The 19,936-nt window shown below is 62.8% G+C and carries 21 protein-coding genes and 1 tRNA gene; 16 read left to right on the top strand and 6 right to left on the bottom strand.

Features of this window, described 5'->3' with window-relative positions:
• Positions 1-10: 10 nt before the first annotated feature.
• From AB4Y77_RS19720 to AB4Y77_RS19710, 3 genes are all read right to left on the bottom strand, one after another.
• Positions 11-652 carry a GntR family transcriptional regulator gene (locus AB4Y77_RS19720; protein ID WP_442015067.1) on the bottom strand — a complete coding sequence of 214 codons (642 nt, stop codon included), beginning with the start codon at positions 650-652 and terminating at the stop codon, positions 11-13.
• Positions 653-774: 122 nt separating this feature from the next.
• Positions 775-1,488, bottom strand: coding sequence for a response regulator (locus tag AB4Y77_RS19715; protein WP_311214383.1), 714 nt, complete (start codon positions 1,486-1,488; stop codon positions 775-777).
• Positions 1,485-3,131 carry a sensor histidine kinase gene (locus AB4Y77_RS19710; protein ID WP_442015075.1) on the bottom strand — a complete coding sequence of 549 codons (1,647 nt, stop codon included), beginning with the start codon at positions 3,129-3,131 and terminating at the stop codon, positions 1,485-1,487. Before AB4Y77_RS19710 ends, AB4Y77_RS19715 begins: the two co-directional genes overlap by 4 nt.
• Before the next feature lie 137 nt (positions 3,132-3,268).
• Between AB4Y77_RS19710 and AB4Y77_RS19705 the strand changes: the two genes are divergently transcribed.
• From AB4Y77_RS19705 to AB4Y77_RS19660, 10 genes are all read left to right on the top strand, one after another.
• On the top strand, positions 3,269-4,615 hold the full coding sequence (locus AB4Y77_RS19705; RefSeq protein ID WP_311214384.1) for a cation:dicarboxylate symporter family transporter: 1,347 nt from the start codon (positions 3,269-3,271) through the stop codon (positions 4,613-4,615).
• Positions 4,616-4,868: 253 nt separating this feature from the next.
• A complete protein-coding gene (locus tag AB4Y77_RS19700; protein ID WP_089594468.1) occupies positions 4,869-5,768 on the top strand; it encodes a ParA family protein in 900 nt (299 codons plus the stop codon).
• A 6-nt stretch (positions 5,769-5,774) separates the two neighbouring features.
• Positions 5,775-6,689 (top strand): segregation and condensation protein A, encoded by a 915-nt coding sequence (locus tag AB4Y77_RS19695; protein ID WP_311214385.1) that lies wholly within the window; start codon positions 5,775-5,777, stop codon positions 6,687-6,689.
• Positions 6,690-6,729: 40 nt separating this feature from the next.
• Positions 6,730-7,338 carry an SMC-Scp complex subunit ScpB gene (gene scpB, locus AB4Y77_RS19690; RefSeq protein ID WP_442015074.1) on the top strand — a complete coding sequence of 203 codons (609 nt, stop codon included), beginning with the start codon at positions 6,730-6,732 and terminating at the stop codon, positions 7,336-7,338.
• Between the two features lie 149 nt (positions 7,339-7,487).
• The gene (locus AB4Y77_RS19685; protein ID WP_442015066.1) at positions 7,488-8,699 is read left to right on the top strand and encodes a pseudouridine synthase; all 1,212 of its coding nucleotides are present in this window, start codon (positions 7,488-7,490) and stop codon (positions 8,697-8,699) included.
• Between the two features lie 3 nt (positions 8,700-8,702).
• Positions 8,703-9,809: a prephenate dehydrogenase gene (locus tag AB4Y77_RS19680; protein WP_442015065.1), complete on the top strand. Its 1,107-nt coding sequence runs from the start codon at positions 8,703-8,705 to the stop codon at positions 9,807-9,809.
• Positions 9,809-10,522, top strand: coding sequence for a (d)CMP kinase (gene cmk, locus AB4Y77_RS19675; protein WP_089594473.1), 714 nt, complete (start codon positions 9,809-9,811; stop codon positions 10,520-10,522). Before AB4Y77_RS19680 ends, cmk begins: the two co-directional genes overlap by 1 nt.
• Complete coding sequence (locus AB4Y77_RS19670; protein ID WP_442015064.1) at positions 10,512-11,255, top strand: lysophospholipid acyltransferase family protein; 744 nt, start codon at positions 10,512-10,514, stop codon at positions 11,253-11,255. The genes cmk and AB4Y77_RS19670 overlap by 11 nt, the downstream gene beginning before the upstream one ends.
• A gap of 10 nt (positions 11,256-11,265) precedes the next feature.
• Positions 11,266-12,816, top strand: coding sequence for a ribosome biogenesis GTPase Der (gene der, locus AB4Y77_RS19665; protein WP_089594474.1), 1,551 nt, complete (start codon positions 11,266-11,268; stop codon positions 12,814-12,816).
• 141 nt (positions 12,817-12,957) lie between these two features.
• A tRNA-Pro gene (locus tag AB4Y77_RS19660) sits at positions 12,958-13,031 on the top strand.
• A gap of 116 nt (positions 13,032-13,147) precedes the next feature.
• On the opposite strand, the gene AB4Y77_RS19655 is transcribed toward AB4Y77_RS19660, so the two are convergent.
• Complete coding sequence (locus tag AB4Y77_RS19655) at positions 13,148-13,594, bottom strand: MarR family winged helix-turn-helix transcriptional regulator (protein ID WP_311214389.1); 447 nt, start codon at positions 13,592-13,594, stop codon at positions 13,148-13,150.
• A 171-nt stretch (positions 13,595-13,765) separates the two neighbouring features.
• On the opposite strand from AB4Y77_RS19655, the gene AB4Y77_RS19650 reads away from it, so the two are divergent.
• On the top strand, positions 13,766-14,974 hold the full coding sequence (locus tag AB4Y77_RS19650; protein ID WP_442015063.1) for an MFS transporter: 1,209 nt from the start codon (positions 13,766-13,768) through the stop codon (positions 14,972-14,974).
• A 69-nt stretch (positions 14,975-15,043) separates the two neighbouring features.
• On the opposite strand, the gene AB4Y77_RS19645 is transcribed toward AB4Y77_RS19650, so the two are convergent.
• Positions 15,044-15,625, bottom strand: a complete 582-nt coding sequence (locus AB4Y77_RS19645; protein WP_311214391.1) for a hypothetical protein — start codon at positions 15,623-15,625, stop codon at positions 15,044-15,046.
• Positions 15,626-15,742: 117 nt separating this feature from the next.
• On the opposite strand from AB4Y77_RS19645, the gene gcvH reads away from it, so the two are divergent.
• From gcvH to AB4Y77_RS19620, 5 genes are all read left to right on the top strand, one after another.
• On the top strand, positions 15,743-16,129 hold the full coding sequence (gcvH, locus tag AB4Y77_RS19640) for a glycine cleavage system protein GcvH (RefSeq protein ID WP_311214392.1): 387 nt from the start codon (positions 15,743-15,745) through the stop codon (positions 16,127-16,129).
• Between the two features lie 138 nt (positions 16,130-16,267).
• Positions 16,268-16,744: an FHA domain-containing protein gene (locus tag AB4Y77_RS19635; protein WP_089594479.1), complete on the top strand. Its 477-nt coding sequence runs from the start codon at positions 16,268-16,270 to the stop codon at positions 16,742-16,744.
• Positions 16,745-16,764: 20 nt separating this feature from the next.
• A complete protein-coding gene (gene ftsR / locus AB4Y77_RS19630) occupies positions 16,765-17,481 on the top strand; it encodes a transcriptional regulator FtsR (protein WP_311214447.1) in 717 nt (238 codons plus the stop codon).
• Positions 17,481-17,984 (top strand): bifunctional nuclease family protein, encoded by a 504-nt coding sequence (locus AB4Y77_RS19625; RefSeq protein ID WP_026548570.1) that lies wholly within the window; start codon positions 17,481-17,483, stop codon positions 17,982-17,984. Before ftsR ends, AB4Y77_RS19625 begins: the two co-directional genes overlap by 1 nt.
• Positions 17,985-18,219: 235 nt before the next feature.
• Entirely contained in the window at positions 18,220-18,813 is a 594-nt protein-coding gene (locus AB4Y77_RS19620) for a MerR family transcriptional regulator (RefSeq protein WP_089594480.1), read from the top strand.
• Between the two features lie 108 nt (positions 18,814-18,921).
• On the opposite strand, the gene AB4Y77_RS19615 is transcribed toward AB4Y77_RS19620, so the two are convergent.
• Positions 18,922-19,731: a ParA family protein gene (locus AB4Y77_RS19615; protein WP_311214393.1), complete on the bottom strand. Its 810-nt coding sequence runs from the start codon at positions 19,729-19,731 to the stop codon at positions 18,922-18,924.
• Positions 19,732-19,936 lie beyond the last annotated feature (205 nt).

Raw genomic sequence — 19,936 nt, 5'->3', positions numbered from 1 at the left:
GGTGCTCCTTCTAGTGAGGGGTGTGGGTGGCCTTGACGTGGGTGAGGCTGCGGTGCAGGTGGACTGTGGTGGCGGCTTCTGCCAGCCGGGGGTTGCCTGCGGCGATGGCCTCGGCAATGGCGGCATGCTCGGCGGCCGCGGCATGAAGCCGGGCGGTGTCGTCGGCTGCGAGGCGGCGGACTCTGACCAGATGGACGCGCAGGCCGCGCATGGCATTGGCCAGGTAAGAGTTGGAGATCGCGGCGTCAATGGCATCGTCCAGGCGGCTCACCAAGGCGTAGTACTCGTGCCGTGCGGGATCCTCGCTGCTGAGCAAATCAGGGGCCCGCAGCAATTGAGTGTGAAGCGCGGCGAACACCCCCGGCTCGCCTCGTTCGGCAGCGAGGGCGGCGGCCCTGACCTCCAAAGTTTCGCGAACCTCGAACAGTTCGTCGATGCTGTCCAGCGAGATATCGGTGACGACGACGCCGCGGCCGCCTGCCGCCGTCGTCAATCCTTCCGCAGTGAGCCGGCTTAGGGCCTCCCGGACCGGTGTTCGGGACACACCGAGCCGTTCGGACTGCTCCACTTCCGCAAGGACGGTTCCCGGCCGAAGACGCCATTCAATGATGTCTTCACGGAGGGCGTTGTAGGCCCGATCACTGGCGCGCATATCCCCAGTGTATACACAGGACGGGCTTGGCGGCACCTAAAGGGACAAATATTCATCTTTTGTATACATTAAGTCTCTGCGACGTTGTACGCCAGGACGGGATCCCAGGGCGCAACTACTGCCTAAGCGCGGTTCCATCCATACTCGTTTTCCGGCCGGCCCGGGGTACCGTACCGGGGCGCCCTGGTGACCGTTCCGGCGTCGGCAAGGTATTCCAGATACCGGCGGGCGGTGACCCGGGACATGCCCAAGGCGTCCATGACTTCGCTGGCGGAGACTGCTTCATGCCGCGCCCGCATCAGGTCCTTCACCGCTTCCAGGGTGGACCCCGAAAGGCCTTTCGGCAGCGGCAGTTCCGTCGGCGCGCGAAGGCTGGCAAAGGCCTGGTCCACGTCGCTTTGGGAGGCTCCTGCCTTGGAGATTCCTGACATTGAACCGGCCAGCTGTTCACGGAATGCCCGGTAGCTGCTGAGCTTGTCCGCGAACGTTGCATACGTGAACGGCTTGATGAGGTACTGCACGACGCCGATGGAGACGGCGCTGCGCACGATGTTCAGTTCCCGGACGGCCGTGATGGCAATGATGTCGGCAAAAACTCCTGCAGACCTCATGCGGCGGGCCACATCGAGGCCGTGAAGGTCAGGGAGGTTCATGTCCAGGAGGACCAGGTCCACGGGGGAGCCCGACGCAGCGAACTCCCCGAGGATGCGCAGCGCCGACTGGCCGTCCGGGGCCGTGCCCACCAGTGAAAACCCGGCCAGACGGCCGACATAGACGGAGTGGGCGTCCGAAGCTATGGGCTCGTCCTCCACTACCAGGACACGGATGTCTGTCATGCCTTCTCTTCCTCGGGAACCGGCGCGGGCAGCACGACGTGGAATTGTGCTCCGCCGGGATTGCTGATGGTCATCGTACCGTTGAGCCGGTCCACGGCCTGGCGCACCAAGGCAAGGCCAACGCCTCGCCCGTGGGAACCGCGCGGATTCTTGTCCGGAGACTTCGTACTGAAGCCGTACTGAAGTACGTCATCAATGGACTCAGAATTGATGCCGCTCCCGGAGTCCCGGACCGTGAACTCGACGGCGGCAGGTCCGGCTTCCACGTCCAGCTCCACCTTCCGCGGGAAATCACCGGCCGCCGCAGCATCAATCGCATTGTCCAGCAGGTTGCCGAGAATGGTCACCAGGTCCTGGATCTCCAAGCCGCGCACACCGGAGCTCCCTGACGTCCGGACCTCCAACTCCACCCCGCGTTCGTGGGCTTCTGACGCCTTGCCCATCACCAACGCACTCATGACCGGCTCATCCACCGATGCCACCATGTCGTCGGTGAGTTGCTGGCTGAGTTCAAGATCCTTGGTGGCAAAGTCCAAGGCCTGGGGTGTGCGGCCCAGTTCCAGCAGGGAGACGATCATGTGGAGCCGGTTTGCGTGTTCATGTGTCTGCGCGCGCAGCGCATCCGAGAGGGTTTTCATGGTCTGGAGTTCCGTGCCCAGGGATTCGATCTCGGTGCGGTCGCGGATGGTGGCCACGGTGCCGTAGACGGCGGGTTTCTGTCGGCTGCGCTCAGGGACCGGCCCTACTGCAGGGGCCTGGTTCACCACCAGGATCCGTGAGCCGGTCAGATGAATCTCGTCGTGTGCGGGTCTGCCCGATTCGAACAGCGCCCGCAGGCTGCCGTCGAAGGGAAGATCAGCGAGCTTCGGGGCATCGTCAGGGGAGCGGTCGGCGTCGGAAGGCTGCAGGCCCAGCAACTCGGCGGCTTGGTCGTTGTACATCACCGCCTTGCCGTGGGTATCGATCAGGATGACACCCTCACGTACCGAGTGCAGCACCGATTCGTAGTAGGCGAAAAGCTGAGCCAGCTGTTCCGGTCCCCAGCCTCGCGTCACCGATCTCAGATACCGCCCAAGGAGCCAGGAGGCCACGGACCCAAAGCTCAACACCACCAGGGCAATGCCGCCGATGACGCCCAGGCGCTCGGCCACATCCGTGTCTACTGTCCGGACGGTAACCCCCGCTGCCACGAGGGCTTTGACGGTCCCGTCAGCAGCTATGACCGGTGCGATGGTTCGGACCGACGGACCCAAGGTGCCCGCGGTGACCTCCGTGAACGTCTCGCCCCGCAGCGCGGGCTCAATCGTTCCGATGTAGGGCTTGCCGAGCTCCTCAACCCTTGGGTGCGTCCAGCGCGTCCTGTCGGGAGCCATGATGGTGATGAAATCGGCGTCAGCATCGTCCATGACGTCCAGCGCGTAAGGCTGCAATGCTGCTGTGGGCTCCGCAGCGGATGCCGCTTCCAGTACCAACGGATTGTCGGCAATGGATGTAGCCACTGCCAGCATTCGCCCCCCGGCGTTGTCATAGGCCCTGTCCCGGGCTTCCACCACGGAAAAGGCTCCAAATACCGCCGTCAGGACCAGGACAAACAGCAGGTTTGCCACAAACAGTCGGCGGGCGATGCTCCAGCTGTGAAACACGTGGACCTCCATGACCAATATGACCGCAACGGTGATGTGTGTCACCAACGGCTCAATGATGGATATCACACAAGGGCAGCGGATTGGACATCAGTGCAGGACCGCAGCGCCTTACACAGTATCCAAAGGAGAATCCCATGACCTCTCAACGAGGAGAGTCGGCAGTAGCTGCCAAAGCTGGACGCAAGGGGCTCGACAAGTCGCATTACTTGTACATCGCGGTCATTCTGGCCGTCGTACTCGGCGCCGTGATCGGCCTGGTGTTCCCCGAAGTTGGTAAGTCACTCAAGCCACTCGGCGATGGCTTTATCAAGCTCATCAAGATGATGATCGCCCCGGTCATTTTCTGCACCATTGTCCTGGGCATCGGCTCCATCGCCAAGGCTGCCACGGTTGGCAAGGTGGGCGGCCTCGCCCTCGGTTATTTCGTAGCCATGTCAACCTTCGCCCTGGGCATCGGCCTCGTCGTGGGCAACCTGATCCACCCGGGTGAAGGCCTCAAGCTGACCCCGTACGATCCCACCAAGAAAGCGGACACCAACAGCACCGTTGACTTCCTTCTTGGCATCATCCCCGGTGACATCCCGGTCCTGCCTACGCTGCTTGCTGCGATCCTGGTCGGGTTCGCCTTGCAGAAGATGGGCAAGCAGGGTGCTCCCATCCTTAACGCGATCGGACACGGCCAGCGCCTCGTCTTCCGCATCCTCATCATGATCATGTGGCTGGCTCCCGTTGGTGCGTTCGGTGCCATCGCCGCCGTCGTCGGCGCCACCGGTGCCCAGGCGATCCTCAGCATGTTCACCCTGATGCTTGCCTTCTACATCACCTGCGCACTGTTCATCGTGGTCATCCTCGGTACGCTGCTCCGCGCAGTGGCCGGCGTCAATATCTTCAGGCTCATGAAGTACCTGGCCCGCGAGTACCTCCTGATCTTCTCCACTTCCTCCTCCGAAGCTGCACTGCCCCGCCTGATCGCCAAGATGGAGCACTTGGGTGTGTCCAAGCCAGTGGTTGGCGTCACCGTTCCCACGGGCTACTCCTTCAACCTTGACGGCACGGCGATCTACTTGACCATGGCTTCGCTCTTCGTCGCCAACGCCATGGGCACCCCGCTGGATCTCGGCGCCCAGGTCTCCTTGTTGGTCTTCATGATCATCGCTTCAAAGGGTGCCGCCGGTGTCACGGGTGCCGGTCTTGCAACACTTGCCGCCGGTCTTCAGGCACACAAGCCGGAGCTCCTTGGTGGAGTCGGCATGATCGTGGGCATCGACCGCTTCATGTCGGAGGCCCGGGCCCTGACCAACTTCACCGGCAACGCAGTGGCGACCGTCCTGATCGGTACCTGGGTGAAGGAAATCGACAACGGCCAGGTAGAGCGCGTCCTCTCCGGCAGCGAGCCCTTCGATGAGCAGACCATGATCGCCCATGGCGGCGAAGAAGAGGCCGCTCCCGAGGCTGAAACCCGCGAAAAGGCAACCGTCTGACCCAAGCAGGGATCAACGCATCGCATCGCAGCCGAAGGCCGGCACCTCTCCAGGTGCCGGCCTTCGGCATGTGGCCGCCACTCAGCGGCTACGGGGGCAACCTTCTACCTCAGCTAGAGGGTAAAGGCTCACGAGCCGGACAAAGTCAAGTTCCCCAAATAACCGTGTCGGGCGCTGTAGCCTAGGTGGGTAGTAGCGCTGTAGCTGGGGGCCAGCGGCAGGGAAGATCGTCGTCGAAAGAGTGGTTAGATACGTGAGCATCGAACGGGGAACAGCTACGCTGGGAGGCACCGAGCTCGATCTGGAAGACGCCATCATGGGGCCAACAGGCCGCCCTTACCGCGAATTTCCGGAACCAGCTCCACTTGCTTCCCATGGCCCGGCAAGAGTCATCGCCATGGTCAACCAGAAGGGTGGCGTGGGTAAAACCACCTCCACCATCAATCTCGCTGCTGCGCTCGCCGAATATGGCCGGCGTGTCCTCCTGGTGGACTTTGATCCCCAGGGCGCCCTCTCCGCAGGTCTCGGCGCCAATCCGCACGAGCTCGACCTCACCGTGTACAACGTCCTGATGGACCGCAAGGTGAGTATCCGCGACGCCATCCAGCAAACCGGCGTCGAGGGAGTTGACCTTCTTCCCGCCAACATCGACCTCTCCGCCGCGGAAGTCCAACTCGTCAACGAAGTGGCACGCGAGCAGGTACTGGACCGCGCGCTCAAGAGCGTCGAGGACGATTACGACGTCGTGCTGATCGACTGCCAGCCGTCCCTGGGGCTGCTGACCGTCAACGCACTGACTGCCGCGCACGGCGTCATTATTCCGCTGATCTGTGAGTTCTTCGCCTTGCGGGCGGTGGCCCTTCTGGTGGAAACCATCGAAAAGGTCCAGGACCGACTCAACCCGCGGCTGCAGGTGGACGGCGTCCTGGCCACCATGTACGACGCCCGCACGCTGCACAGCCGCGAAGTCATTTCACGCCTCGTGGAAGCCTTCGGCGACAAAGTCTTCGAGACCGTTATCAAGCGCTCGATCAAGTTCGCGGATGCAACCGTGGCCGCCGAGCCCATCACCAGTTATGCGGGCAACCACATTGGCGCCGACGCCTACCGCCGGCTCGCCAAGGAACTGATCTCGCGCGGCGGCGCGCCCTAACCGACCGTGGGACCGTCTCTCGCTCCGGCTGCGGAAGCGGGCACTGCCGCTATTGCGGAAGCGCCCGACGCCGTTACCACCGAAGCCCGCAAACCCGGCTTTGAGGTACGGCTGGCCAACTTCACCGGCCCGTTCGATCTTTTGCTTGGCCTCATTTCCAAGCACAAGATGGACATCACTGAAGTGGCTTTGGCCACAGTCACCGATGAATTCATCAAGTACATCCGCCGGCTCCAGGAGTTGGGGGAGGACTGGGCGCTGGACGAAGCCAGTGAGTTCCTGGTCATCGCCGCTACGCTGCTGGATCTCAAGGCTGCGCGCCTTCTGCCCTCAGGCGAAGTCGAGGACGCTGAGGACATCGCGCTCCTTGAGGCCAGGGATCTGCTGTTCGCCCGCCTCCTGCAATACAAGGCCTTCAAGCAAATCGCCGGAATCCTCGGCGAAACGCTGGAACAGGAGGCGCGTCGTTACCCGCGCCAGGTTGCATTGGAAGGCCACTTCGCCGCGCTGCTGCCCGAACTCGTATGGCGCCATACACCGGAACAGTTCGCGGAACTTGCCGCCAAAGCGCTGAAACCCAAGGACTCCGCTCCTGCCGAGGTGGGCTTGGACCACCTGCACGCTCCGCCCGTAAGCGTCAAGGAGCAGGCCGAGATCATGGGCTACCGCTTGAAGCTGGGCGCACCTTTGTCCTTCCAGACGCTGATAGCCGACGCCGAAACCACGCTGGTGGTAGTGGCACGCTTCCTTGCGTTGTTGGAAATGTTCCGGGACCGTGTGGTGGCTTTTGAGCAGCCCGAACCCTTGGCGGAGTTGACCGTCCGCTGGACGGGCGACGACGACGGGTGGGACAGTTCCAGCCTGAGCGAAGAGTATGAGACCGGTGTGGTGCCGGACGGCAGGGAGAACAGCAGTGAATGAGCAGGAGACGGCACAGGATGGCTTGGCTGAGCTGGCAGCGATGCCCGGCGGCGCGCGGGCAGCCTTGGAGGCAGTGCTCATGGTCATTGACGAGCCCGCTACCTCGGAAGAGTTGGCCGCCGGACTCAACGTGACGGTGTCCGTCGTCGAGGATTTGCTGCATGACCTGCAGCGGGAGTATAGCGGCTATACTGTTAAAGCCCCGGACGTGGATGCTGTCGGCTTTGCCGATGCCAGCACTGCACCCCGGGGTTTTGAATTGCGGAATGTCGCCGGAGGGTGGCGCATCTATTCACGGTCGGATTTCGCCGACATCGTGGGCAGGTTCGTGCTCGAAGGGCAGACCACCAGGCTCACTCAAGCAGCGCTTGAAACTCTGGCGGTCATTGCCTACCGGCAACCGGTCTCCAGGGCCCGGGTGTCTGCCATTCGCGGCGTCAACGTCGATTCTGTGGTCCGGACCCTCACCCAGCGGGGTTTGATCGAGGACTCCGGAAACGATCCTGAATCCGGGGCTGTTCTGTACAGGACAACCTCGTACTTCCTGGAGCGGATGGGCATCGGCTCAGTGGCTGAACTGCCACAGCTTTCGCCGCACCTTCCAGGTCTGGAAGGTATTGACGATTACTACGACGCCAGCCGGATGTAGCCACAGGCCGCGCCCGGCACCGCAAGAGAACTTCATATGGATTCACGGCACCTTCAGGGTGCACAGCGACAAGGGGCAGACGATGTCTGCCCGGCTGGCTAGTGTTGATTGCAGCACGGAAGCCGGCCATTACTACACAAGGACGGGTCATGACACAGGCGGGACGCCAGAGTTCACCACGTAACAGTTCGGGACGCAACAGTTCTGGACGCAATGAGGCCAAGGGTGGCGCAGGTCGCCCCAACGCCGGCGGCTTCCCCGGCCGCGGCGGCAGCGCCGGCGCTGGAAAGCGCAACTTCACCCAGGGCGAGGGCCGCCCTTTCAAGGCTCCGAAGCCGCGCGAAGCGGCACCTTTCGATCCTGACAACCCCACAACTGCGGGCGATTTCGACCGCGGCCAGGCAGCCAGGCCCGCGAAGCCCTTCCGTAAGCCCGGCTCCAACAAGCCCGGCTTTGGCAAGGCACCTGGTACGCCGGGCGCATTAAAGCCCAAGGCCAAGCCGGCCAGGCAGTACGGTTCCAAGGCATTCGGCAGCGAACGGTTCGGTCAGAACCTGGGACCCATCCGCAAGCCAGGCCGCAACCGCGGTCCGCGTCAGGAAGTCCCGCAGTCGGACCTTCACGATGTTGACGGCGTACGCCTGCAGAAGGTCATGGCCCAAGCCGGCGTGGCTTCGCGCCGCGTCTGTGAGGAAATGATCCTCGAGGGACGCGTCGAGGTTGATGGCGTAGTGACCACCGAGCTTGGCATGCGCGTGGACCCCACGGCTGCCGTGATCCACGTCGATGGCATCCGGATCCAGCTCGACGAAACCCTCGTCTACATGGTCTTCAACAAACCCAAGGGCGTTGTCTCCACCATGGAGGACCCCGAAGGCCGTCCCTGCATCAGCGACTTCCTCAAGAACAACAAGAACAAGGGCGAACGCCTCTTCCACGTTGGCCGTCTCGACGTCGCCACTGAGGGGCTGCTGCTGCTGACGAACGACGGCGAACTCGCCAACCGCTTGACGCACCCTTCCTATGAGGTACCCAAGACGTACCTCGTCCAGGTGCGTGGCCCGTTCCCGCAGGGCGTGGGCGCGAAGCTGAAGAACGGCGTCGAGCTCGAAGACGGTGTTGCCGCAGTGGATTCGTTCCGGTTGGTGGACTCCACCCCGGGGCACGTCCTCATCGAGGTTGTGCTCCACTCAGGTAAGAACCGCATTGTGCGCCGTATGTTTGATGCCGTCGGGTTCCCTGTGGAGCGTCTTGTCCGCGTCAAGGTCGGCCCCATTGGTTTGGGCGACCAGCGCCAGGGCAGCATCCGCAACCTCGGCAGGCAGGAAGTCGGACACCTCCTGGCATCTGTGGGGCTCTAGGGCATGTCGGCATTCGGTACGCACGGCCGGGGCCATCTTGATGGCCCGGTCGTCGTTCTCGGTACAGGCCTGCTGGGGGCCAGCATCGGCCTCGGCCTGCGTGGCCGCGGCGTTCCGGTCTTCCTGTCCGATCCTTCGCCCACCAATCAGGCGGTCGCTGTGGATATCGGAGCGGGACGGCCGTTGGGCGAGTTGGGCGAAGAACCTCAGCTGGTAGTTGTCGCGGCTCCGCCGGACGTTACCGCCGACGTCGTGCAGAAGGCCTTGGCGGACTACCCGTCCGCCGTCGTGGTTGACATCGCGAGCGTGAAAGCGACCATTCAGGCGCAGCTGCGCGAGCGTGGTGTGGACCTGACCCGCTATGTGGGGACGCATCCGATGGCCGGCCGTGAGAAGTCAGGTCCAGTTGCTGCACGGGGTGAGCTTTTCACCTCCATGCCGTGGGTAGTCTGCCCGTCCGAGGAAACCTCGGATGGGGCGGTTCAGGCTGCCCGCTCGCTGGCCGGGGATCTTGGGGGCATCGTCTCCCAGTTCACGGCGGACGAGCACGATGAAGCTGTGGCACTGGTATCGCATTTGCCCCAGATCATGTCTTCCCTGCTGGCCAGCCGGCTGCAAGGCACGCCCCTGCCTGCCCTTTCCCTGGCGGGCAACGGGCTTCGCGACACCACCCGCATCGCCGCCAGCGATCCCACCCTTTGGGTGCAGATCCTGGGCGGCAATGCGGAGAAGGTGGTTTCCATCCTGCACGGCGTCCGCGAAGACCTGAACCGCTTGATCGGAACGCTTGAAGAGCCGCTGGCGCCCGGCGCCCGGCTGGATCTTGCGCAGTTGATCAGTGAAGGCAATGCAGGGCAGGCGAGGATCCCGGGCAAGCACGGCGGACCTCCTCAGGCCTACTCGTGGCTCACCATCCTGGTGGACGACAAACCGGGCCAGATCGCTCACCTCCTCACGGAGATCGGCGAGATTGGCGTGAACCTCGAGGACCTCCGGCTCGATCACTCCTCGGGACAAAACGTGGGCATGGTGGAGCTCTCCGTGCTTCCCAGCAAGCACGACCTCCTTGTTGAAGCTTTGACTGACCGTGGATGGCGGGTACTCCAGTAATGACGCGTGAATTTTTTGGACCGGAGACGGTAGCCCGCCCGGGCAAGCCGCTGGTGATTGCCATCGACGGCCCTTCCGGATCGGGTAAATCCAGCGTCAGCAAGGAAGTTGCCCGGCGCTTGAAGCTGGCTTACTTGGATACGGGCGCCATGTACCGGGCCCTGACCTGGTACTGCCTCAAAACAGGCGTTGACCTTCAGGACGGCGCAGCAGTGGAGCAGGCTTCCAAGGCCATGCCTTTGGAGATCAGCACAAGCACCGCTACGGAGTATGTGGCAGTGGATGGCACCGACGTCACGGACGAAATCCGGGATCCCTTGATCTCCTCGTCCGTCAGCGCTGTTGCTACTACGCTCGGTGCCCGCACCGAGCTCATCCGCCGCCAACGCGAGCTGATCGACCAGCACCACCACCGCATGGTGGTCGAAGGCCGCGACATCACCACCGTCGTCGTGCCCAATGCCGAGGTCCGCATGCTCCTGACGGCCAGCGAGGAAGCCAGGCTTCGGCGCCGGGGTATTCAGCTGGGTGGCACCCAGAGCAAAGAGCAGTTGGCAGCCCAGGTCATCCAGCGTGACGCCAAGGACTCCACGGTGGTGAACTTCACCCAGGCGGCTGACGGCGTGGTGACGCTCGATTCCTCGGACCTGAACTTCGAGGAAACAGTGGAGACCGCCTTGGCGATCGTCAGCAAGGTGATCTATGGCGACTAAGGAACAAGGACACGGGCTTCCCGCTCCGTGGACCAAAGTGTGGAGCCGCCCCGTCGGGTGGTTCCTCGATCACGTCATTTACCGGACCGTCGTGACGGGCAAGGGCAACATTCCTGCCGGCGGACCGGTGATTTTCGCTGCGAACCACATCAGCTTCCTTGATGGTCCCGTGATGTTCGGCGCCTCCCCGCGGTCCATGCACATCCTCGTCAAGAAGGAGATGTTCAGGGGTTTCCTTGGATCTGTCCTGCGGGGATCCGGACAGATTCCGGTGGACCGTACGGGGGACCGCGCCGCCCTGCACCTCGGCAAGCAACTGCTCGACGACGGCCGCTGTGTCGGGATTCTTCCGGAAGGCACGCGGGGGAGCGGTGCAGCCGAAAGCATCAGCAACGGGGTTGCCTGGCTTGCCATCAACTCCGGAGCAACAGTCATACCGGTCGCCATCCTCGGAACCCGCCAGGGCGACGAGCACCGCGACCATATCCCCAAACCACGCCGCAAGCTCCACGTGAGCTTCGGCGAACCCATTACGGTGAAGCGCCGGAAGGGCGAACCGGGGCGTGTTTCAATGGACAGGGCGGCTGCGGAAATCCGTGAAGCCCTGGCCGATCACGTCCAGGATGCCATCCGGGCCACAGGCCAGGGCCTTCCCCAGGATCCTGCGCCCGGAGAATCCACTCCGCAGCACCGCCATACAGCAGTAGCCGGGACGCCGGCAGACCACCCCTAAGGAAAGTGCAATGAGCGATACGACTCAAAAATCCGGCCTCCACGGAGCCGGCGACGACGAATACACGCCCACCGGCACCGACCAGGTGGCTGAAAACCTGGCTGCCCTGGACGATGACGAGGCCGAGCTCCGCGCGGCCACCCTCCGGGCCGGCTTGGACGACTACGATCTCGACGACGAAGATGCCGCACTTCTCAGCGGCGAATACGGCGACGAAGGCGACGAAGGTCCCCTCAAGCTGGACCCGGTCCTGGCCATCATCGGCCGCCCGAACGTGGGTAAGTCCACGTTGGTCAACCGCATCCTGGGCCGCCGCGAAGCCGTTGTCGAGGACACCCCGGGTGTTACCCGCGACCGCGTGATGTACTCGGCCCGCTGGAATGGCCGCAACTTCACCTTGGTTGACACCGGTGGATGGGAGCACGATGCCAAGGGCATCCATGCCCGCGTAGCCGAGCAGGCCGAGATGGCTGTTGAGCTTGCTGACGCCGTTCTCTTCGTGGTGGATTCCGCCGTTGGCGCCACGGCCACGGACGAAGGCGTCATGAAGATGCTCCGCAAGAGCAAGAAGCCGGTCATCATGGTGGCCAACAAGGTGGACGACTTCGCGCAGGAAGCTGACTCCGCAACGCTGTGGGGCCTGGGCTTCGGCGAACCGTACCCGGTGTCGGCACTGCACGGACGTGGCGTCGCCGACCTCCTGGACCACGTCATGGATACCCTTCCCGAGTTCTCCCTGGTGGAAGGCGTCGAGCGCTCCGGCGGTCCGCGCCGTATCGCCTTGATCGGCCGCCCGAACGTTGGCAAGTCCTCGCTGCTGAACAAGCTCGCAGGCTCCGAGCGCGTCGTTGTAGATCCGCTGGCCGGTACAACGCGTGATCCTGTGGACGAATTCATCGAACTTGGCGACCGCACCTGGCGTTTCGTGGACACCGCAGGTATCCGCCGCCGCCAGCACATGGCCCAGGGCGCCGATTTCTATGCTTCCCTGCGTACGCAGGCCGCGCTCGAAAAGGCGGAGGTCGCCGTCGTGCTTCTTGCGGTCGACGAGGTCCTCAGCGAGCAGGATGTCCGCATCCTTCAGCTGGCGATCGAATCCGGCCGTGCACTGGTCCTCGCCTTCAACAAGTGGGACCTCCTGGACGACGAACGCCGCCGCTACCTGGAGCGCGAGATCGAGCAGGACCTGGCGCACGTTGAGTGGGCGCCCCGCGTCAATATCTCGGCCAAGACCGGCTGGCACAAGGACCGCCTGGTTCCTGCCCTGGACATTGCACTGGAGAGCTGGGACCGCCGCATCCCCACGGGGCGCCTCAATGCGTTCCTGGGCGAGCTCGTCGCTGCGCACCCGCACCCGGTCCGTGGTGGCAAGCAGCCCCGCATCCTCTTCGGCACCCAGGCTTCCAGCCGCCCGCCGAAGTTCGTGCTCTTCACCACCGGGTTCCTGGATCCCGGATACCGTCGCTTCATCACGCGTCGCCTCCGCGAAACATTCGGCTTCGAGGGCACGCCCATCGAGGTCAACATGCGCGTTCGCGAGAAGCGTGGCAAGAAGCGCTAAGTGAGACGGGCATCACAGCCGAGTTTGGCTGTGATGGCGTCTCCGACCTCCAACTTCGTGTAAGCTTTTGGAGGTGGTTCGGCCGGACTGCTTAGGTGGGACTCTTCGGAGGAAAACTTAGGCGGAGAACGGTGGAACCAGCGGGCTGTAGCGCAGCTTGGTAGCGCACTTGACTGGGGGTCAAGGGGTCGCAGGTTCAAATCCTGTCAGCCCGACAATGAAGGACCGGAATCACGCGGAAACGCGGGATTCCGGTCCTTTTTTGTTTCCGGCCTTGTTCGTTTCACCCGGCGTTCAGCGGCGGGTGAAACGAACGAGGCCGGGGAAAAGGCTAAACCCTTTGCAGCGCTCCGAGTGCCCGCACCAGTGGTTCAAGCTCCGGGACGGATTCGGCGGCCTCAAGGGCGGAGGCCAGCGTCTCATCATGCACAGGCTTGGCGGCCTCGAGCAGTTTCTGGCCGGTCACTGTGAGCTCGGTGTAGATGCCGCGGCGGTCGTCGGCGCACAGGATCCGCGTGAGGAGGCCGCGGTCCTCCAGTCGGTTGACCAGACGGGTGGTGGCACTGCTGGACAGGGCGGTGGCCCGGGCCAGTTGCTGCATCCGCATATGCCAGCCGTCCTGGCGGCTCAGGGCATCCAACACCGTGTACTCCACTACCGACAGGTCACTTGAGGCCTGGAGCGCCTTCTCCAGTTCCGCCTCGATGCTTCCGTGCAGGGCGGCAAGGGTCCGCCAACCCTGTGCCCGTACTTCTACGGCGTCATCCTTGATGCCCATTTTTGCTGTGCTCCTGCCTTGATGTCGTGTAGATCGAGACGCCGTAAACTAGTTGCTTGCGCAAGTATCTAGCGTGTGCAACTATATATAGAGCGTCTGCAACTATATTCTACGGTTCCTGGCGGCGCACTTCCACTTCACGCGGGAACCAAACCATCTAAGGAGCTCCACATGCCCGCAGGGTTGATTGCCCTTGCCCTCGGCGGATTCGGCATCGGACTGACCGAGTTCGTGATCATGGGCCTCTTGCCCGAGGTTGCCGCCGATTTCCAGGTCAGCGAGGCTTCGGCCGGTTGGTTCATCTCCGGCTATGCCCTCAGCGTCACCGTGGGTGCCCTCCTGGTCACCGCCGCCGTCACCCGGCTGCCGCGCAAGCCCGTTCTCATCGGCCTCCTCGTCTTGTTCATCGCGGGCAACTTCCTGTCCGCAATCGCCGACAGTTACACGGCAATGCTCCTGGGACGCATTGTGGCCGCGCTCTGCCACGGCGCTTTCTTCGGCATCGGTTCGGTGGTGGCTGCCAGTCTGGTTCCGGCCCACAAGAAGGCCGGGGCCATCGCCATCATGTTTACGGGCCTCACCGCCGCGAATGTCCTGGGTGTGCCGTTCGGAACCTTGCTGGGCCAGAACTTTGGCTGGCGTTCAACGTTTTGGGCTATCACCATCATTGGTGTGATTGCCCTGGTGGGAATCGCGGTCATGGTTCCCAAGGCCTCCACTGAGCCCGCCAAGGGACTGCGCAGTGAACTCGGTGCCTTCAAGTCCGGCCAGGTGTGGCTTTCGATTGCCGTGACCGTTCTCGGATTCGGCGGCATGTTCGGCGCCTTCACGTACATCKCGTTCACGTTGACAGAAGTATCCGGATTCGAGTCCGGGGCTGTGCCATGGCTCCTGGTGCTCTTCGGCGGCGGCCTCTTTGCCGGCAACTTCCTGGGCGGCAAAGCTGCCGACAAGGCCCTCGACACCTCGCTCATTGCCATCCTCGCCGGACTGGTCGTGGTGCTGGTCTTCTTTGCGCTCACAGCGTCCAGCAGTATTGCCACGCTGGTATCCCTTGCGCTGATGGGCGGCTTCGGGTTCGCCACGGTTCCAGGTCTCCAGATGCGCGTCATGCACTTTGCGTCCACTGCACCTACGTTGGCGTCCGGCGCAAACATCGGTGCGTTTAACCTGGGCAACGCCCTCGGGGCGTGGTTGGGCGGCGTGACCATCACCGCTGGCCTGGGCTACACCTCGCCCATCTGGGCCGGTGCCGGCATAACAGTCGCTGCGTTGCTGGTGATGGTCTTCGCTGCCGCGGCCGCCAAGCGTGGGCGCGTTGCGTTGGCTGCTGCAACGCCCGACGTCGAGCGCGAGCCCCGCGAGGCCACCGTCGCCTGAGGTTTGCCGGAAGCAAAAGAAGCCCGCCACGGATTGTTCCGTGGCGGGCTTCGTGTTCTGTGGGTGGGTCTACGCGCTGGGCGCAGGGCCCTGCGTCTCTGTTGCAGCGGTCTTCGCGGCCTTGATGCGTTGGTTCTCCGCTTGCTTCAGGGCCTTCATTTGCTTGCCCCGCCGCCGCCAAAGAGCCCACAGGACTGTGACGGCGATGAATACCACCACTGCGGCAATGGCAGAAACGGCAGTCCAGGTTGTAAAGAAGCCGGCGTCCACGCTCAAAGTCCGCTGGCCCGCATGGGCTGATTCCGTGGTGCCAAAGGCAATGCCGGCCGTCAGGAGGTTCGGGGTGGCGATGGCAACTGCTACCAAAAGAATGGCGATCTTCCACGGCCAGGCGACTGCCTTCCGGGTGGCCTGCCAAGCCACAAGCAGTGGAATGAAGGTGAAAACAAAACCATAGAACATGCCTACCAGGACACTGGCTCCGAGATCCCGCTTGATCTGCCCGGCAATGACATCGGACCACCAGCGGGGGAGAATGGCCCCCAGAATAAAGTAGGCGGCCACAGCGACAAGCAATGCCACCAGGATCAGGATTATTTTGACGCCCCAATTGCGCTTTTTCTGAGCTGGTACTTGTGCTTGTTCAGTCATGGGTCAATCATGGCAGAGACCCCCTTGGGCGCAGGGGAAATGTGCCTATACTTTCAGCGGTGGCCACCAGCACAGGCCGCCGTCGAGGTTCGTCATTGTCCCGATGAAAGGCCACCCGTGAGCAATATTCCAGAAGAACTTTCCTATACCGCGGAGCACGAGTGGGTTACCGCTCCCGATGCCGAAGGTGTTGTGCGGATTGGTATTACCGACTTTGCGCAGGACGCACTGGGCGACGTCGTCTACGCCCAAATGCCTGAGCCCGGGACAAAAGTCACCGGCAATGAGGTGGTGGGGGAAGTTGAGTCCACCAAGAGCGTCAGCGACATTTACGCTCCCGTGAGCGGCGAGGTCATTAATCGCAATGACGCTTTGGACACCGATCCTGCGCTGATTAACTCGGATCCTTACGGCGAAGGGTGGCTCATGGAGGTCAAGCTCGCAGAAGCAGATGCAGTGGATTCCCTGCTCAGTGCATCAGAGTACGAACAACAGGTAGGCTAAAGTTATCTGGCCCGCCAGGCTGAATTTCCTTAGCAGGAAAAGTGCGACGGCGGGCCAGCAACCGATTTGCCCGGCGGTACCGGGATGCGGAAGTGGCTGGCAGGTATGTGAACTGCCGGCAGATGAGGAGGAAATTCCATGGTTGGCGGCGAACAGAACCAAGCCAATGTCGGGAACGGCGCGGAGGAACAGCCTACGTCGGAGACCACCTCCATCAGCATCACGCCAACGTGGGACGAGCCAAGCATCGCCCCCAAGTTGGCCCCTGAAGAGCGCGCATCCGTGGAAGCACTTCCGCCCAACTCGGCTTTGCTCATTGCCCATAGCGGGCCAAACGCCGGAGCACGGTTCCTTCTGGATGCGGATACCACCACTGCGGGCCGGCACCCGGACGCGGACATCTTCCTGGACGACGTCACAGTGTCCCGCAAGCACGTCCAGTTTCTTCGCACGGCATCAGGCTTCGAACTGGTGGACATGGGCAGCCTTAACGGAACGTACGTCAACCACGACCGCGTTGACCGCGTACACCTGAAGAGCGGCAACGAGGTACAGATCGGCAAGTTCCGGTTGACCTATTACCTGAGCCCTGTCCGCGCAGCAGGCCAAGTCTGACGGGGAACCTGCCTGTGGCTATCGCCCAGCCGGACCGCCGCGGACCGCAGGTCCTGAACATTGGGGAAGTCCTCGCCCAGTTGAGTGACGACTTCCCGGGCATGACTGCGTCCAAAATCCGTTTCCTGGAGGAAAAGGGGCTCATCAATCCCAAGCGGACCGCTGCCGGCTACAGGCAGTATTCGGACAGCGACGTCGAGCGCCTCCGTTTCGTCCTTGCGCTGCAGCGCGATCAGTACCTTCCGCTGAAAGTCATCAAGGATTACCTGGATGCCATTGATCGCGGAGAGCGCCCGGAGAATCTGCCACCGGGCATGACTGTGGCGCCTCAAGCTGTCTCGGCCGGAATGGCTGCCGAGATGCAGGGGCGGGCGCGGGCATTGACCGAGGAGCAGCTGCGCTCTGAGTCAGGTGCGAGTGTGCCCTTGCTGGAATCACTCCTGAGCTTTGGGCTGATCAGCCACATCGGCGGGCGCTTCGATGAACACGCCCTCCAAGTGGCGCGGGCCTGCGTGCAATTGGAAGGACACGGCCTCGAACCGCGGCACCTTCGTCCTTTCCAGGCTGCGGCAGACCGTGAGTTCGGCTTGGTGGAGCGGGTCGTAGCGCCTCTGACATCCCGCCGCGACGCCGCATCCCAGGCCCGCGCGGCTGAAGCTGCCCGTGAGATCAGTGAGCTTTGCCTTACCCTTCACAGGGCGCTCGTCCATGATCGCATCTCCCGGATGGACAGTTGATGATCGAAGTCGAAATCGTGGGCGTCCGCATTGAATTGCCGTCCAACCAGCCTTTGGTGCTTCTTCGCGAACTCAATGGCGAACGGCATGTGCCTATCTGGATCGGGACCCCTGAGGCCAGTGCCATCGCCTTGGCCCAACAGGGCGTGGTGCCGCCCCGCCCCATGACTCATGACCTCCTGGTGGACGTCGTGGAATCGCTGGGGCATTCCATCATCAGCGTCAACATCGTTGCTGTTGAGGACAACATCTTCTATGGACAACTGCAGTTCGACGACGGCACTGTGGTCAGTTCCCGGGCTTCGGACGCCCTGGCGCTGGCGCTCCGGGCCAAGTGTCGTATTTGGTGTGCGGACGCCGTGATGGAAGAAGCCGGCGTCAGGATTACCGAACACGACGAAGGTGAGGACTCCGAACCGGATCCCAGCGTGGACGAAGAACGGGAAATGCGCCGTTTTCGTGAGTTCCTGGACGACGTGGAACCCGAAGACTTCGAAGGCTGAGACACCCTAAGCCTAAAGTTGAGGGTGAAAGTTTCGACACGACTGGAAATTGGGGCCGAGGTCTTTGACCTCGGCCCTCGACGGGCCTAACGTCGAAGATATCAAGTTCCCGTTGCATACACTGCCTGCGCAAGTCACACTGGAAGGTGCGGACTTGTGGGAATTACACTGCTGCATTTCAGTGTTGTGCCAGAGTATGCACCGTCCCCAAGGGAACTGAGAACAAGGAGGTCACGTGAGTCCGAAAGGCGAAGCAGGCGAGCTGAAGCAGGCCTCGACCGGCATTGCTGCGCCCGCATCCGGCGCCCAAGGTTTACTCTTCACAGAGGACCTTCCTGTGCTGGACGAGGACGCGGGCTACCGCGGTCCCACTGCATGCAAAGCCGCAGGTATCACGTACCGCCAACTCGATTACTGGGCCCGTACGGGTCTGGTGGAGCCGGCTGTACGCGGCGCGGCCGGATCAGGGTCCCAGCGGCTCTACGGATTCCGCGACATCCTGGTTCTTAAAGTGGTCAAGCGACTCCTTGATACAGGTGTTTCCCTGCAGCAGATCCGAACCGCCGTGGAGCACCTCCGCGAGCGGGGCGTTGAGGACCTTGCGCAGATCACGCTGATGAGCGATGGCGCGAGTGTCTACGAATGTACCTCGGCTGACGAAGTCATTGACCTCGTCCAAGGTGGACAAGGCGTCTTCGGCATCGCAGTTGGGCGCGTATGGCGGGAAGTAGAGGGAAGCCTGGCCGCGCTTCCGAGTGAGCACGCCGTGGAGCAGTCCTTTCCCGACGACGAACTGAGCAAGCGCCGCGTGGCCCGCCGCATCAGCTAGACAACGGCACGCCGCAGCGAAAACTTAAAGAGAAAAAGCCTCTTCCCTTGAGGGAGGAGGCTTTTTCTGTTGCCGAAACTCTGCAGTTGTTCGGCCGTTCTGCTTCTCTTAGCGCTGGCGGCGGTCCCGCAAGGAAGGTTGTCCCGCCAGGAGGCTCTCCAGAAGCGCATCGAACAGCTTGGCGGAGTTCTTGGCCGAATCTCCGGGCCAGTGGTGCACAGCGTGGGCTGCACCCTGGATTTGCTGCCAATTCGCCTGTTCGGGAATGTGGGGAGTCAGCAGCAAGTCACCAAACATGGACTCCATCTCAGACAGGCGGAAGGTGTGCTCTGCGGACCCTGTCCGCACTCGGTTGGCTACGATGCCGGCGGGTGCCAGATGTGGAGCGAACTCCTGCCGGAAGAGTTGAATGGCCCTCATGGTGCGTTCGGTACCGGCAACGGAGAACAGCCCGGGCTCAGCCACAAGGACCACCCGGTCACTGGCGCTCCACGCCATGCGGGTTAACCCGTTGAGGGACGGCGGGCAGTCCACCAGGACCAGTTCGTAGTTGGTGGTGCCGGCCAGTACTGCTGACAGCCTGCGGAGGTCGCGCCGTCCCAGGTCCGGGCGGTCATAGATTCCAGTGAACGCCGACCCTACTGCGACATCAAGGGTGCCGCCGCTGGAACCGTTGGAGACCCAGCTGCTGCCCGCCACGTTTTCCTGGAGCCGGGCCTTACGGGGGCTTTTCAGCATCCGGCCGATATCCAGCTGTGCGCCCGGTTGGACACCCAGTGCCGTGGTGGCGTCGGCGTGGGGATCGAGATCGACCACCAGGGTAGGAATGCCGGCGGCAAGGGCCGCGGACGCCAGACCGGTGGTCACGGACGTCTTTCCCACTCCACCTTTGAGGCTGCTGATGCTGACTACTTGCACTTGAAAACCCAAAACCTAACGCCGGTTGCCGTATCGCGCTGATTCGGCTCCGGAAGCGCCGGAGCCGGGGCTTGCCGAAGCCCCCTCAACATCATATGGTGCATCGCGGCCGAATCCCGCTTTCTACGCGCCCGGCCGCGGGAGACAAGGCAGGCAATAGCATGCCGTCGGATCGCGCGCACGCATATACAGCCCAGATGACGAT

The organism is Paenarthrobacter sp. YAF11_1 (assembly GCF_052113445.1).
Lineage (GTDB): Bacteria > Actinomycetota > Actinomycetes > Actinomycetales > Micrococcaceae > Arthrobacter.
Note: the sequence above shows the minus strand (reverse complement) of the source record. Positions and strands in the feature narration are given on the sequence as shown.